This is a genomic window from Sphaerisporangium sp. NPDC051011, from assembly GCF_040653595.1.
Classification (GTDB): Bacteria; Actinomycetota; Actinomycetes; order Streptosporangiales; family Streptosporangiaceae; genus Sphaerisporangium.
Genome location: NZ_JBFAGG010000003.1, coordinates 125,141 through 138,109 on the forward strand (window position 1 = coordinate 125,141; position 12,969 = coordinate 138,109).

Below are 12,969 nucleotides of genomic sequence, written 5' to 3' on the forward strand. Positions count from 1 at the left end.
CGTACGGATCGGCTCCGTCACGCGCGTCGCGGCCGCCCCTGCCTCCGGCCGTGGTCAGGGGGAGGCGGCGCAGACGACGAGCGTGGCCGTGGCGGCGATCTCGACCAGTGCGCCGAGGACGTCGCCGGTGATCCCGCCGAGGCGCCGGGTCGCGTGCGCCCGGACCGCCCAGGCCGCGCCCAGCCCCGCCGCGGCGGCGACCGGGAAGACGACCGGGTGCCCCGCGATCAGGCCGCACACCAGGGCCACGACGCCGACGGCGGCCGTCACGTAGATCGCCGAGCTCTGCCGCACCGTGCCGGCGACCATCGCGCCGAGCCCGTCCGGGCGCGCGGAGGGCACGCCCGCCACGCAGGCCCACGTCAGCGCCGCCCGACCGGTCGCGCAGGCGAGGACCAGCGCCGCCGGGCCCGCCTCCGACGCCGCGGCCACCTGTGCCAGCAGGGTGAAGATCAACGTGACGACGCCGAACGGCCCGATGTCCGACTTTTTCATGATGTCCAGCGCCTGCGCGGCGGGCCTGCCGCTGCCGAGGCCGTCGGCGAGGTCGGCGAGGCCGTCCAGATGCAGCCCGCGCGTCAGCACCGCCGCCACGGCGAGGCCGGCCACGGCCGCGAGCAGCGGAGACACCAGGAACTGCGCGCCCGCCATCACGGCGCCCGCCGCGAGGCCGAGGAGCAGCCCGACCAGCGGCGCGAGCGTCATCGCCCACCCGGCCGTCTCGCGGTCGGCGCGCGGGAGCCCGACGGGCCAGACGCTCAGCGTGCCGACGGCCAGGCGCAGGCCCGCGACGACCGGCTCGGGAACGGTGGGTGCGGACATGACGACCAATCCTCCACGGGCGGGACGGGCGGGGACGGGGGGAAGCCGGTACGGCGGCGCCGCTCGGCGAAGGCCTGGTGCAGAGTATCCGGCGGCGGCCCGGATCGGATCGGGCCTCGGATGGGGCCTCAAACCGGGCCTCCGACCGGGCCTCGGATCGGCCTTCAGATCGGGAGGGGGACGACGCGGCCGGCGACGACCAGCGTGGCCTCCTCCGATTCGGCGGCCAGGTTCTGGTTGAGCCGGCCGAGCGCGTCGCGGAACACCCGCCCGCTGGCCGTCGCCGGGACCACGCTCAGCCCCACCTCGTCGCTGACCGCCACCACCTGGGCCCGGGTCTGCCGCCACGCCGCCACCAGGTCGTCGCACCGGGCCGCCACCGCGTCCAGGGCCGTGCCGAAACGGCCGGGGTTGCGCCCGCGCGGCCGGTCGTGCGCCGGGTCGTCCCAGGCGCCGCACGCGTCGAACACCGAGGCCAGCCAGGTGCCGATGCCGTCGATGAGCAGCGGCCCCGTCTCCGACCTGAGCAGCGCCTCCAGCTCGGTCGTCTCGATCGTCGTCCAGTACGGAGGCCGTCGCAGCTGGTGGGCGCGCACGCGGGCCAGCCAGTCGGCGTCGAGCCTGCCCGTCGGCCCGGTGGCCACGTAGGTGACGTCCGGCTCGGTGATCAGGCGCAGTTCGGCCTCCGCCGACTTGCCCGAGCGCGCGCCGCCGAGCAGCAGCACCCGCTTCGGCGCGGGCGGGCGGGCCGGAGCGGGCCGCCGCGTGTCGAGGACGGTGCCGTCGTCCACCGCCTCCGCGCCCCAGAACGCCAGCCGCCTCGCCAGCTCGGTCTCGGAGGGCACGCGGTGGTCAAGGTTCACCGCGACGACGCGCGTCCTGGCCGTGACCAGGCCGCGGCGGCGCAGGTCGCCGAGGCGCTGCGGCCGGTCGAGCAGGTCGATGAGCACCAGGTCGTAGTCGTCCTCGGCCCAGCACGGCGAGGGCGTGCCGCCCCGCTCGCCCGGCGGCACGGCGTGCAGGACGCGGCCGCGGTCGGGGCCGCTGACCGCGTAGCCGTCCGGCGTGACGGTCATGCGGTACCCCTTGGGAAGGGTGGCCGGGGGAGTGACGGGCAGCCCGGCGGGCGGCGCGAGCCGCAGCACGTCGTCCAGCACCACGGCCGTGGGCAGGCGGTGTCCGGCGGGGAGGCGGCCGCAGGAGGCGCAGCCGCAGGTGGGCTCGGGCCAGCCGTACGGGCCCGCCGTGCCGGACAGGAGGACCTTCACCACGCCCCGGCCGGGGACGAGGGGCCCGCCGCCGTCGCGAGTCCGGGTCCGGCCGGGTGCGCCGGGAGACGGAGCGTGGGCGGCATGGGATGGCCTCCATCCTCGAAGGGGCTCGGGTCCGGTCGGTTCCCGCGGTCCTCTTGGCCCGTCCCGGCGCCCGTCGGCAAGATCTGCGGCACACTCCAGGAGATAAGGTCTGCACAGCCGTCGTGAGGGCGTTGGGCGAACCCGCGAAAAGGAGCGTATGGCATGACTTGGCGCTGGCGATATGAAAACGCAAATGGTGGTGAGGTTACGGACGGCCCGCTTCCGCGCGAGATCTTTCCAAGCCAGGCCGACGCCGAGTCATGGCTCGGGGAAAATTGGCGGACGCTCCTGAGCGCGGGAGTCGAGCAGGTCACGCTGCTGGAGGACGACAAGGTGGAGTACGGCGGGATGTCCCTGCGCGCCGAGTGATACCGGTGGCCCGGCATTGTGCCCCTTGTCCATCCCCGGTACCGGTGTGACCGAAAATATTCCGGGCGACCGATAGGACAAGGGGCCCGAAATGCCTTACGGACGGGTTGCCGGGCTTTGCGTCAGGGCCGGATCCCGCTGCACCACGGAGCCGAGCACGTCGTCGATACGCGCCAGGACGTCCTCGCCGAGGCGCACCCCGGCCGCCTTGACGTTGTCGCGCACCTGCTCCGGCCGCGCCGCCCCGACGATGGCCGAGGAGACGTTGGGGTTCTGCAGCACCCACGCCACCGCGAGCTGCGCCATGGACAGGCCGAGGTCGGCGGCGATCGGCTTGAGCCCCTGCACGCGGGTCAGCAGGTCGTCGTTCATCATGCGGCCGATGAAGCTCCCGCCGGTCGGGTCGGTGGCCCGCGAGCCCTCGGGCGGGGGCTGCCCGGGCAGGTACTTGCCGGTCAGCACGCCCTGCGCGATGGGCGACCAGACGATCTGGCCGACCCCCTCCTTCTCGCACAGCGGCACGACCTCGGCCTCGATCACGCGCCACAGCATCGAGTACTGCGGCTGGTTGGAGATCAGCCGGTCGAAGCCCATCTCGTCGGCGACGCGCAGCGCGTCGGCGATCTGCGCGGCGTTCCACTCGCTGACGCCGACATAGAGCACCTTGCCCTGGCGCACCAGGTCGTCGAAGGTCTTCAACGTCTCTTCGATCGGGGTCGAGTGGTCGTACCGGTGCGCCTGGTAGAGGTCGACGTAGTCGGTGCCGAGCCGCCGCAGCGAGCCGTTGATGCTCTGGGTGATGTGCTTGCGGGACAGGCCGCGGTCGTTCTGCCCCGGGCCGGTCGGCCAGTAGACCTTCGTGAAGATCTCCAGCGATTCGCGGCGCGCGCCCTTGAGCGCGCGGCCGAGGACCTCCTCGGCCCGGGTGCCCGCGTAGACGTCGGCGGTGTCGAACGTGGTGATCCCCTCGTCCAGGGCCGCGTGGACGCACGCCTTGGCGGCGTCCTCCTCGACCTGGGAACCGTGGGTGATCCAGTTGCCGTAGCTGATCTCACTGACCTTCAGACCGCTGCGGCCGAGATGGCGAAAATGCATGTTCCGACCTTAACGATCCGGTGCCGGACCGCCGCCCCGCCAGGTCACTTCTTGGGCGGGGCCGGCTTGCCCCCGGGCAGCAGCATCGGCGGTGGGAAGCGCAGCCTGCGGATCTGCATGGCGCGCATCGCCGCGTAGAAGCCGACGCCCCGGAGGTTCTCGTCCGGATGCTTCTCGGCGACCTCCTTCTTCACCCGCCGCGCCACCCAGAACCCGCTGAACGCGACGACGACGATCATCGCCGGCCACAGGATGGTGATGGCGTAGGAGTACAGGAGCATGCCGGTCTGCCCGCCGAACATCGGGATCGTCCACAGGATGACGAGGAGGATCAGCGAGACGGGCAGGAAGTACTGGCTGATCGTGCGCCGCGAGTCGACCCAGTCGCGGGCGAACCTGCGCGCGGCGCCGCGGTCGCGGGCCTGAAGATAGCGGTCGTCACCGCGTAGCATGCCCTCGCGGGCGCGGGTGCGCTCGGCGGCCTGGCGTTCGCGGGCCTGCTTGTAGGCCTCTTTGCGGTTGCTGGGGGCGGTCACCGGCTGGCGGCGCCTGCCTTCGGCCTCGCGGCGCTTGGGAGTGGGGCGGCCCTTGCCCGCGGTCTTCGCGCCCGTCTCGGAAGACGGGGCGGGGGACTCGTCCACGGGAGCCTCAGTACGACGTCGGAACACGACGTCAGCCTACCGGCGGTGCAACTTAATGACGCCCTCGTGCGTTATGCGTAGGGTGGACCTAGGCGACTTTGCCGCGATAATCGGGGGCTGACGATGAGTAGGCAGCCCATGGATGCGAGTCGGCGCGAGGAAGCATGGATGCCTGCGCAGCGAGCATACGGCCGGCGAGCGTCGCAGCGAGCGGGAGCATAGGGCACAGCACAACCTAGAAGGGGACGGCCAACGCGCATGAGCGTGATGAAGAGACTTTCGATGATCTTCAAGTCCAAGGCCAACAAGGCCTTGGACAAGATGGAGGATCCGCGCGAGACCCTCGACTACTCCTATCAGCGGCAGCTTGAGCTTCTGCAGAAGGTGCGCCGGGGTGTGGCCGACGTCGCCACCTCGCGCAAGCGGGTGGAGTTGCAGATCAACCAGATCCAGCAGCAGGCGAACAAGCTGGAGGACCAGGGTCGCAAGGCCCTCAGCGTCGGCCGGGAGGACCTCGCGCGCGAGGCGCTGAGCCGCCGGTCCGCGCTGCAGGGCCAGATCGCCGACCTGCAGGTGCAGCACAACAACCTCCAGGGCGAGGAGGAGAAGCTCACCCTCGCCAGCCAGCGCCTGCAGACCAAGGTCGACTCCTTCCGCCACCGCAAGGAGACCATCAAGGCCACCTACACGGCGGCCGAGGCGCAGACGCGCATCAACGAGGCGTTCTCCGGCATCTCCGAAGAGATGGGCGACGTGGGTCTGGCGATCCAGCGCGCCGAGGACAAGACCGCCCAGATGCAGGCGCGCGCCGGCGCGATCGACGAGCTGCTCGCCAGCGGCGCGCTGGACGACTTCAGCGGCCAGCGCGGCGACGACATCCAGGCCGAGCTGGACCGCATGGGCGGCGGCCGCGACGTCGAGCTGGAGCTCGCCCGCATGAAGGCCGAGCTGGGCCAGGGCCCCGCGCCGCGTGACGCGATCGAGGCCGGTCAGCAGGGGCAGCAGCAGGCTCCCCAGCAACAGGCGCACCCCACCCAGCAGTCGACCCAGCAGTACCGCCAGCAGGGGGAGGGCCTGTGATCGTCCGCATCATGGGGGAGGGGCAGGTCCAGATCGCCGAGGGCGACATCGACGTGCTCAACTCCCTGGACAGCGAGCTCGAGGCGGCCATCGAGACCGGCGACGAGCCGCAGTTCCGGACCAGACTGCACGCGCTGCTCGACAAGGTGCGCCAGCTCGGCAAGCCGCTGCCGGATGACGCGCTGGAGCCGTCCGAGTTGATTTTGCCGCCGTCCGACGCTTCGATCGACGAAGTGAGGGGCATGCTTGGGGATTCTGGGCTTATTCCAGGATAGTTTGGACATATGACACAAACCCGGTACGCCCCCGACCGGGGCCTTACCGTGCGCATGGTCGTCACCATGTTCCTGCTCGGCCTGCTCTACGTCGCCTTCGTGGGTGTCCTGATCGCCTTGGGGGTCCAGGCGATCGTCGTGCTCGTCGTCGCCGGTGGCCTCCTGCTGGTGCAGTACTTCCTGTCCGACAAGATCGCGCTGTTCGCGATGCACGGCAGAGAGGTCTCCCCGCAGGAGGCGCCGGAGCTGCACGGGCTGATCGACCGGCTCAGCGCGATCTCCAACACCCCTAAGCCCAGGGTGGCCATCGCCGACAGCGACGTGCCCAACGCCTTCGCCACCGGCCGCGACCAGAAGCACTCCGTCGTCTGCGTCACCACCGGCCTGCTGCGACGGCTGGACCCGATCGAGCTCGAAGGCGTCGTCGCGCACGAGATGTCGCACGTCGCCCACCGCGACGTCGCGGTCATGACCATCGCCTCGTTCCTCGGCATCGTCGCCGGGCTGATGACGCGGTTCGCCCTGTACACCGGGCTCGGCCGCGACCGCGGCAACAACAACGGCCCGCCCATCGGGCTCATCATCATGCTGGTCTCGCTGGTGGTGTACGCGATCAGCTTCCTGCTCACCCGCGCGCTGTCGCGCTACCGCGAGCTGTCGGCCGACCGCGCCGGCGCGCTGCTCACCCAGCGTCCCTCGGCGCTCGCCAGCGCCCTGATCAAGGTCACCGGCGAGATGTCGCGCATCCCGACCCGCGACCTGCGCGAGGCGCAGCCGTTCAACGCCTTCTTCTTCGCCCCCGCCCTGTCGGCAAGGAACGCCGGGGCGAGCCTCGCCGCGCTGTTTGCCACGCACCCGCCGCTGGAGCGCCGGCTGGAGCAGCTCAGCGCCATCGCCGCCCAGCTCGGCCGGGGTGCCTGATCCGATGGGCTGGCTGGACGCGCTGCTCGGGCGCAGCAAGCCCGTCAAACCCGACCTCGACGCGCTGTTCGCCCTGCCCTCCGCGGCCGTGACGCTCCAGGCCGCCACCGGGGCCACGCCCACCGGCCTCGGCTCGGTCTGCTTCCGCGCGGCCGAGGGCGGGGCCTTCGCCACCCTCGAGCAGGACATCAGTGCGCTGCTCGGCGAGTCCGAGGTCGAGCGGTCCCAGGACTCCTACGGCTACACCTGGTTGCTCGCGCGCAGGCCGCCCGACGACCTCGCCGCCCTGGTGACCGACCTGCACGGCATCAACTCCTCGCTGGAGTCCGCCGGCTTCGGCCCCTCGCTGCTGTGCTCGATGGTCACCTTCACCATGCCCGACGGTCAGGGCTCCGACGGTCGGCGCCCCGACGGTCACGGCCTCGCGCTCGTCTACCTGTACAAGCAGGGCACCTTCTATCCCTTCGCCCCGCTCCCCGGCGAGCGCAGGGACAACGCCCTCGAACTCCAGGTCCGCGGCGCAATCTCCGGCGACCTCAAGATCGAGCCCGACCTGTCCCGCTGGTTCCCCCTCTGGGGCGCCCCCGGGTTCTAGCGGATCAGTCGATCCTTCTCGGCCTTAGATAGGCGGATCAAGGGGTATACCTGCGGCGATTCAGCCGTCGCCGGGAGGATACAGGTGGCAGTGACCGAGCAGGGCCGCGTCGGCGCGGCGGCAGATGCGAGTGCAAGGGGCGGGTTCCGGGGGCTGGTGCCACGGGTGCTGTCGGTGTGCATGGGCGTCGCCGCCCTGTACTCCGCGGCCATCGCGATCGCCGCCCCGTTGCGCAGCATGCTCGGGCCGGTCACCGGCCTCATCGAGACCGCGGTCTTCCCCGTGGAACCGAACCTCGGGTACGCGGTGTTCCTGGGGATCCTGGCCGGGGCCCTGGCCCGCCGCAAACGCGCCGCGTACGGCGTCGTCACCGTCATCTTCGTGCTGCTGGTGCTGGGCAACCTCGTGGTCGTGCTGTCCTCGTCGCTGACGCCCGACCTGGTCGACGAGTACTCCCTCACCGGCCAGGTCGTCGCCGCCGACGTCAACCTCGTGATCTCGGCCCTCGTCCTCGGCGTGCTCGCCGCGGCGCACGACGAGTTCTTCGCCCCCACCCGGCGCGCGTCCTTCAGGAAGGCCCTGCTCACGCTGGGGTCGCTGCTCGGCGTCTCTTTCGCGGTCGGGTACACGCTGGTCACGCTCTTCCCCGGCACGCTCAAGCCGGGCGACCACCTTCCCTGGACGGTGGAACACACCCTCGGCGGGGTCGTCACCCTCGACTTCTACCGCGCCGGGCGCCCGCCGTCGTGGGTCAACCTCGTGATCGGCCTGCTCAGCGCGGTCGCGGTGCTGGTCGCGTTCGCCGTGCTGTTCCGGTCCCAGCGGGCCCGCGCCGAGCTGCCCGCCGAGAGCGAGGAGCGCGTCAGGGCGCTGCTGCGGGCGTACGGCGCGCGCGACTCGCTCGGCTACTTCGCCACCCGCCGCGACCGCGCCGTCATCTTCTCGCCCAGCGGCAAGGCGGCGGTCTCCTACCGGGTGGTCGCCGGGGTGTGCCTGGCCGGGGGAGACCCGATCGGCGACGTCGAGGCATGGGGGCACGCGATCCGGGCCTGGATGGACGAGGCCCGCCGCTACGGCTGGGCGCCCGCGGCGATCGGCCCCAGCGAGGCCGCCGCCCACGCCTACGCCCGCGCCGGGCTGCGGGTGCTGGAAGTCGGCGACGAGGCCGTCATCGAGGTCGCGGCGTTCGGCCTGGAGGGCCGCGAGATGCGCGGGGTGCGCCAGGCTGTCAACCGGGTGCGGCGCGCGGGCTTCACGCTGCGGGTCCGCCGGCACGCCGACCTGACGCCCGAGGAGATGCGCCACGTCATCGACCGCGCCGCCGCCTGGCGCGACACCCGCGCCGAGCGGGGGTTCTCGATGGCCCTCGGACGGCTCGGCGACCCGGCGGACGGCGCGTGCGTGCTGGTGGAGGCCAGGGACGCCGAGGGAGGGCTCGCCGCGATCCTGTCGTTCGTGCCGTGGGGCGAGGACGGGCTGTCGCTGGACCTGATGCGCCGCGACCGCGGCTCCGACAACGGGCTCATGGAGTTCATGGTCGCCGGGCTGGTGGCCGAGGCCGGGTCGCTCGGCGTCAAGCAGATCTCCCTCAACTTCGCCATGTTCCGGTCGGTGTTCGAGGGCGGGGCGCGGCTCGGCGCCGGGCCGGTGCTGCGGCTGTGGCGGTGCACCCTGCTGTTCCTGTCACGGTGGTGGCAGCTCGAATCGCTCTACCGGGCCAACGCCAAGTACCGCCCGGTGTGGACGCCGCGGTTCATCGCCTTCGAGGACACCCGCGACCTGCCCAAGGTGGGGCTCGCCTCGGTGATCGCCGAGGGCTTCCTGGCCGTCCCGCGCGTCTTCGGCCCACGCCGCTCCTGAGGTCGGCGCCGCTCCTGAGATCCGCCGCTGTTGGGACCGGACGCGCGCGTCCCCCCGGCCCGTCCTGGGGCTGCGGCCGTCCTGGGATTGGTCAAGTTCCCGCCGCGTGCGGAGGCGGCTCGCCGGAGCGGCGCGCGCCCGGTGGTGGCATGTGCTTCATGACTGTGCTCATGATGCGCGTGACCGGATTGAGTGTCGTGCTGGCGGCCGCCGGCGTCGTCTTCGCGGGACCGCAGGCGGCGCACGCGTCTCCGGGGCCCGCCGATCCGACGGCCCCCGCGGTCTCGGCCGGTGAACCGGCGGAGCTCGGCGTAGTGGGCCGGGGGAGCGTCCGGGCCACGCCGGACGTGATGCGGCTCAGCGTCGGCGTGGAGGTGCGCAGGGACAAGGCAGGCGCGGCGTTCGCGGCCGTGAAGGAGGGCGCCGCCAGGCTGACCGACGCCCTCATCGCCGCCGGGGTGGCCCGGCAGGACCTGCGGACCAACGACCTGTCCCTCGGCACGGAGTACGAGAAGTACCCGAAGGTCGTCGGGTACCGCGCCTCGCAGGGCGTCGAGGCGCTGGTCCGTGACCTGTCGAAGGCCGACGCCGTCATCGACGCGGTGGCCGCGGCGGGCGACGAGGTGCGGCTGAGCGGCCTCTCCTTCGAGATCTCCCGGACCCACGCCCTGCTGAAGGAGGCCCGCGCGGCGGCGTACCGCGACGCGCGGGCCAAGGCCGAGCAGTACGCCGCCCTGGCCGGCCGGCAGGTCGGCCGGGTCATGAAGCTGGAGGAGGAGGGCGACAGCGCCCCTCCTCGCTTCGCGATGGCCGAGAAGGCCTCGGTCAGCCCGGGTCAGGGCACGATCACCATCATCGTGCGGGCGATCTACGAGCTGGTGTGACGGGGGCGCCCGCCCGGGTCAGGGGAGGGCGAGCATGCGGTCGAGGGCGAGCTTGGCCCAGGAGGTGGTCTCCGGGTCCACGGTGATCTGGTTGACGACCTGGCCCTCGACCAGGGACTCCAGCGCCCAGACCAGGTGCGGCAGGTCGATGCGGTTCATCGTCGAGCAGTAGCAGACCGTGCGGTCCAGGAAGGTCACGGTCTTGTCAGGGTGCGCGGCCGCGAGCCGCTTGACCAGGTTGAGCTCGGTGCCGACCGCCCACGCCGACCCGGCCGGGGCCGCTTCCAGCGTCTTGATGATGTACTCGGTCGACCCGACCTGGTCGGCCTTGGTGACCACGTCGTGCCGGCACTCGGGGTGGACCAGCACGTTGACCCCGGGGATGCGCGCCCGCACCTCGTCCACGCAGTCGGCGGTGAAGCGGCCGTGCACCGAGCAGTGGCCGCGCCACAGGATCATCTTGGCGTCCCTGAGCTGCTGGTCGGTGAGGCCGCCGTTCGGGCGGTGCGGGTTGTAGACCACGCAGTCGTCCAGGGAGAAGCCCATCTCCAGGACGGCCGTGTTGCGCCCGAGGTGCTGGTCGGGCAGGAAGAGCACCTTCTCGCCCTGCTCGAACGCCCAGGTCAGCGCGCGCCTGGCGTTGGAGGACGTGCAGACCGCGCCGCCGCCCCGCCCGCAGAACGCCTTGATGTCGGCCGAGGAGTTCATGTACGTGATCGGGACGGTGACGTCGGCGAGGCCGAGGTCGGTCAGGACGTCCCAGGCCTCTTCGACCTGGTCGAACGTCGCCATATCGGCCATGGAGCACCCGGCGGCCATGTCGGGGAGGATCACCCGCTGGTCATCGCCGGTCAGGATGTCGGCCGACTCGGCCATGAAGTGGACGCCGCAGAAGACGATGTACTCGGCCTCGGGACGGGCGGCCGCGTCCCTGGCCAGCTTGAAGGAGTCGCCGGTCACGTCGGCGAACTGGATGACCTCGTCGCGCTGGTAGTGGTGGCCGAGCACGAACAGCCTGTCGCCGAGGGTGGCCTTGGCCTTCACCGCGCGCGCCACGAGATCCGGATCGGACGCCGGGGGCAGTTCCCCGGGACAGTCGACGCCGCGCTCGCTGTGCGGGTCGGTGCCCTGGCCGAGGACGAAGAGAGGGATCCCGGTGTCGAGAGTGGTCACGGCTGTACACCTCTTGTGGGGACTTATCGTCTAGTTGACGACTAATCATGACACATGGCGGCGGCTCGATATTCCCGAGGGTGCGGAGTTCGGAGCGTGAGACAGGAATGTGTAGTGGTCCCCAGGTGTTGGTAGCGTCTAAGTGAGACCTCAGAACAAGGCCACCGTCCCCTCGTGGGGGCGTTGGGGCAGACGGGGAGTCAACAGATGACGGTTGAGAGCAGCGAGACCACGCAGCAGGGCTTGATGCTGACCGACGCGGCCGCGGCCAAGGTGCGCAGCCTGCTCGAGCAGCAGGGTGAGGAGGGCCTCCAGCTCCGTGTCGCGGTGCAGCCCGGCGGCTGCTCCGGCCTGCGCTACCAGCTCTTCTTCGACGACCGCTCGATGGACGGGGACGTCGTCTCCGACTTCGGCGGCGTCAGTGTCGTCACCGACCGCATGAGCGCTCCGTACCTCACGGGCGCCACGGTCGACTTCGTCGACACGATCGAGAAGCAGGGCTTCACGATCGACAACCCGAACGCCACGGGTTCCTGCGCCTGCGGCGACTCGTTCAACTAAAGAACGGGTCGCCACCGCCCCGCCCGGAGGGAGATCGCCGGGCGGGGTTCAGGCATGCCCGGAGGCGGTTCGGGTCTCGCCGGGCATGCCCGCCGGCCGGCCACCCCACCCGGGACGGTCCCGAGGTCGCTCCGCGCTCCTGGGAGCTCTAGGGGGTCTCCGCGTCCCCGCAGGTGACGAAAGCCACAATTTTGGCGCGAGCCGCCCGGACGGGCCGATCAAGATCGTCGGCGGCGCGGTCGTATCGCTATGGCCGGTGTTTCCGTGTCATATTCTTGGCGAGCTCAACGAGGCTGACCGACGCCGACCGTGGCCGACGGCCGTGGCTGAAAACGAGGAGAGCGACCCGTGCGCATCGCCGTCACCGGCTCCATCGCGACCGACAATCTGATGACGTTCCCGGGCAGCTTCGGGGAACAGCTCATCGCCGAGCAGCTCGACCGCGTCTCACTGTCCTTCCTCGTCGACGATCTGCAGATCCGGCGCGGGGGCGTGGCCGCCAACATCGCGTTCGGCATGGGCTGCCTGGGCTTGAAGCCGCTCCTGGTGGGCGCGGTCGGCGACGACTTCGCCGACTACCGCTCCTGGCTGGAGCGCCACGGCGTCGACTGCGACTCGGTGCACGTCTCCCGGACACGCCACACGGCCCGATTCCTGTGCACCACCGACGAGCACCACAACCAGATCGCGTCCTTCTACACCGGCGCGATGGCCGAGGCGCGCGAGATCGAGCTGCAGCCCGTCGCCGACCGCGTGAACGGCCTCGACCTGGTGCTGATCAGCCCGAACGACCCTGACGCGATGTTCCGCCACACCGACGAGTGCCGCCAGCGCGGCATCCCCTTCGCGGCCGACCCCTCCCAGCAGCTCGCCCGCATGGGCGGCGACGAGATCAAGTCGCTGGTCGAGGGCGCGGCCTACCTCTTCACCAACGACTACGAGAAGGCCCTGGTCGAGCAGAAGACCGGCTGGTCGGACGAAGAGGTTCTGGAGCGCGTCGGCGTGCGGGTGACCACCCTCGGCCCGAAGGGCGCGCGCATCGACCGCAAGGGCGAGCCGTCCATCCACGTCCCCCCGGCCCCCGAGCTGGGCAAGGTCGACCCGACCGGCGTCGGCGACGCCTTCCGCGCGGGCTTCCTGTCGGCCCTCGCCTGGGGCGCGTCGCTGGAGCGCTGCGGCCAGGTCGGCAACCTCATCGCCACCCACGTGCTCGAAGAGGTCGGCGGCCAGGAGTACAAGCTCGGCAAGCAGGGCTTCCTGGACCGTTTCTCGGCCTCGTACGGCCCCGAGGCCGCCGCCGAGATCGCCTCGCACCTGTCCTGCCACTACGCCTGACCC

At 71.4% G+C, this 12,969-nt stretch carries 14 protein-coding genes; 9 read left to right on the top strand and 5 right to left on the bottom strand.

Going from position 1 to position 12,969, the window contains the following annotated elements:
• Nucleotides 1-54 precede the first annotated feature (54 nt).
• Nucleotides 55-822, bottom strand: coding sequence for an adenosylcobinamide-GDP ribazoletransferase (locus AB0H21_RS07850; RefSeq protein ID WP_358513254.1), 768 nt, complete (start codon nt 820-822; stop codon nt 55-57).
• 164 nt (nt 823-986) lie between these two features.
• A complete protein-coding gene (locus AB0H21_RS07855; RefSeq protein WP_358513256.1) occupies nt 987-2,093 on the bottom strand; it encodes a bifunctional adenosylcobinamide kinase/adenosylcobinamide-phosphate guanylyltransferase in 1,107 nt (368 codons plus the stop codon).
• Nucleotides 2,094-2,339: 246 nt separating this feature from the next.
• Here AB0H21_RS07855 and AB0H21_RS07860 point away from each other — a divergent pair, with 246 nt between their 5' ends.
• Nucleotides 2,340-2,546 carry a hypothetical protein gene (locus AB0H21_RS07860; RefSeq protein ID WP_358513258.1) on the top strand — a complete coding sequence of 69 codons (207 nt, stop codon included), beginning with the start codon at nt 2,340-2,342 and terminating at the stop codon, nt 2,544-2,546.
• Nucleotides 2,547-2,642: 96 nt separating this feature from the next.
• Here AB0H21_RS07860 and AB0H21_RS07865 read toward each other — a convergent pair whose 3' ends face one another.
• Together AB0H21_RS07865 and AB0H21_RS07870 are read right to left on the bottom strand one after the other, a co-directional pair.
• The gene (locus AB0H21_RS07865; RefSeq protein ID WP_358513260.1) at nt 2,643-3,641 is read right to left on the bottom strand and encodes an aldo/keto reductase family protein; all 999 of its coding nucleotides are present in this window, start codon (nt 3,639-3,641) and stop codon (nt 2,643-2,645) included.
• 44 nt (nt 3,642-3,685) lie between these two features.
• The gene (locus tag AB0H21_RS07870; RefSeq protein WP_358513262.1) at nt 3,686-4,309 is read right to left on the bottom strand and encodes a DUF3043 domain-containing protein; all 624 of its coding nucleotides are present in this window, start codon (nt 4,307-4,309) and stop codon (nt 3,686-3,688) included.
• Between the two features lie 231 nt (nt 4,310-4,540).
• On the opposite strand from AB0H21_RS07870, the gene AB0H21_RS07875 reads away from it, so the two are divergent.
• From AB0H21_RS07875 to AB0H21_RS07900, 6 genes are all read left to right on the top strand, one after another.
• Nucleotides 4,541-5,362 (top strand): PspA/IM30 family protein, encoded by an 822-nt coding sequence (locus AB0H21_RS07875; RefSeq protein WP_358513264.1) that lies wholly within the window; start codon nt 4,541-4,543, stop codon nt 5,360-5,362.
• Nucleotides 5,359-5,637: a hypothetical protein gene (locus tag AB0H21_RS07880; RefSeq protein ID WP_358513266.1), complete on the top strand. Its 279-nt coding sequence runs from the start codon at nt 5,359-5,361 to the stop codon at nt 5,635-5,637. Before AB0H21_RS07875 ends, AB0H21_RS07880 begins: the two co-directional genes overlap by 4 nt.
• Nucleotides 5,638-5,646: 9 nt before the next feature.
• Nucleotides 5,647-6,558, top strand: coding sequence for a zinc metalloprotease HtpX (gene htpX, locus AB0H21_RS07885; RefSeq protein ID WP_358513268.1), 912 nt, complete (start codon nt 5,647-5,649; stop codon nt 6,556-6,558).
• A 4-nt stretch (nt 6,559-6,562) separates the two neighbouring features.
• A complete protein-coding gene (locus AB0H21_RS07890; protein WP_358514200.1) occupies nt 6,563-7,153 on the top strand; it encodes a hypothetical protein in 591 nt (196 codons plus the stop codon).
• A gap of 84 nt (nt 7,154-7,237) precedes the next feature.
• The gene (locus tag AB0H21_RS07895; RefSeq protein ID WP_358513270.1) at nt 7,238-9,013 is read left to right on the top strand and encodes a phosphatidylglycerol lysyltransferase domain-containing protein; all 1,776 of its coding nucleotides are present in this window, start codon (nt 7,238-7,240) and stop codon (nt 9,011-9,013) included.
• Nucleotides 9,014-9,171: 158 nt separating this feature from the next.
• Nucleotides 9,172-9,897 (top strand): SIMPL domain-containing protein, encoded by a 726-nt coding sequence (locus AB0H21_RS07900; RefSeq protein WP_358513272.1) that lies wholly within the window; start codon nt 9,172-9,174, stop codon nt 9,895-9,897.
• 18 nt (nt 9,898-9,915) lie between these two features.
• On the opposite strand, the gene nadA is transcribed toward AB0H21_RS07900, so the two are convergent.
• Nucleotides 9,916-11,070 (bottom strand): quinolinate synthase NadA, encoded by a 1,155-nt coding sequence (nadA, locus tag AB0H21_RS07905; protein ID WP_358513274.1) that lies wholly within the window; start codon nt 11,068-11,070, stop codon nt 9,916-9,918.
• Nucleotides 11,071-11,277: 207 nt separating this feature from the next.
• Here nadA and erpA point away from each other — a divergent pair, with 207 nt between their 5' ends.
• Entirely contained in the window at nt 11,278-11,631 is a 354-nt protein-coding gene (gene erpA, locus AB0H21_RS07910) for an iron-sulfur cluster insertion protein ErpA (protein ID WP_358513276.1), read from the top strand.
• A 348-nt stretch (nt 11,632-11,979) separates the two neighbouring features.
• Nucleotides 11,980-12,966, top strand: a complete 987-nt coding sequence (locus AB0H21_RS07915; protein WP_358513278.1) for a carbohydrate kinase family protein — start codon at nt 11,980-11,982, stop codon at nt 12,964-12,966.
• Nucleotides 12,967-12,969 lie beyond the last annotated feature (3 nt).

Coding starts and splice junctions, on each gene's coding strand:
- AB0H21_RS07860 (WP_358513258.1), top strand. CDS start 2,340: ATGACTTGGCGCTGGCGATATGAAAACGCAAATGGTGGTGAGGTTACG.
- AB0H21_RS07865 (WP_358513260.1), bottom strand. CDS start 3,641: ATGCATTTTCGCCATCTCGGCCGCAGCGGTCTGAAGGTCAGTGAGATC.
- AB0H21_RS07890 (WP_358514200.1), top strand. CDS start 6,563: ATGGGCTGGCTGGACGCGCTGCTCGGGCGCAGCAAGCCCGTCAAACCC.
- AB0H21_RS07900 (WP_358513272.1), top strand. CDS start 9,172: ATGACTGTGCTCATGATGCGCGTGACCGGATTGAGTGTCGTGCTGGCG.
- AB0H21_RS07875 (WP_358513264.1), top strand. CDS start 4,541: ATGAGCGTGATGAAGAGACTTTCGATGATCTTCAAGTCCAAGGCCAAC.
- htpX (WP_358513268.1), top strand. CDS start 5,647: ATGACACAAACCCGGTACGCCCCCGACCGGGGCCTTACCGTGCGCATG.
- AB0H21_RS07850 (WP_358513254.1), bottom strand. CDS start 822: ATGTCCGCACCCACCGTTCCCGAGCCGGTCGTCGCGGGCCTGCGCCTG.
- erpA (WP_358513276.1), top strand. CDS start 11,278: ATGACGGTTGAGAGCAGCGAGACCACGCAGCAGGGCTTGATGCTGACC.